Genomic DNA, 662 nt, shown 5'->3' with positions numbered 1-662 from the left:
CCTTCTTTTTCTTCAAATTTCACAATATCAAAATAATCCACTAAGTATGGTGGAAGCAAAAACTTTAGTAATTCTTGATCGTTTAGCATTATACAAATATAAAACTACTTAACATTCCTCCCCAACTTTTGAGACTGATCCGTTTAACTTTAGAATACAAGCAACAGCACCATTATGGACGCCAGCAAGATGAAAATTATAGAATTAAAAAATATTATTGAGAAGGAATTAAACTACAATTTCATAAGTGAATTATCAGTTGATGAATATCGTAAATTTATTTATAATTTTTTTAAAATTCTTAGCTCATATAAGGAGCAAGGAATTAAAAAAGAAGACATTGAGGATTTTATCAATAAGCTTTACACTTCTGAATCTTCTCATTTTAAAGGGAATATAATTGGAGAAGATATGTTTAGTTTTATTACAGAAGAAATAGTGAATTTTTGCCCTTCGCCTTTCTTTTGGAATATTTCATTAGAAGAATATATGCAAAAATGGGAGAAAATTTACTTTCCTAGTTTAAGTCAATAGCATTTTATGGAAGGCAGTGAAATAATTGAAAATTTAGGAATTGAAATAAAGCCCCTGATCTCGCGGATTTGTAATCCGTGAGCAATAATAAAGAACCCACTGCAATTGCGGTGGGTTTTATGTTTTAT

1 protein-coding gene is annotated in these 662 nt (G+C 29.2%); it reads left to right on the top strand.

The window, feature by feature from the left end; genetic code table 11:
• The first annotated feature begins 174 nt into the window (after positions 1–174).
• Positions 175–534 carry a hypothetical protein gene (locus tag B0E34_RS19420; protein WP_087712171.1) on the top strand — a complete coding sequence of 120 codons (360 nt, stop codon included), beginning with the start codon at positions 175–177 and terminating at the stop codon, positions 532–534.
• Positions 535–662: the final 128 nt, after the last annotated feature.

It is taken from the genome of Chryseobacterium mucoviscidosis (assembly GCF_002177115.1).
GTDB classification, from domain to species: domain Bacteria; phylum Bacteroidota; class Bacteroidia; order Flavobacteriales; family Weeksellaceae; genus Chryseobacterium; species Chryseobacterium mucoviscidosis.
This window is presented reverse-complemented; position numbering and strand designations above follow the sequence as displayed.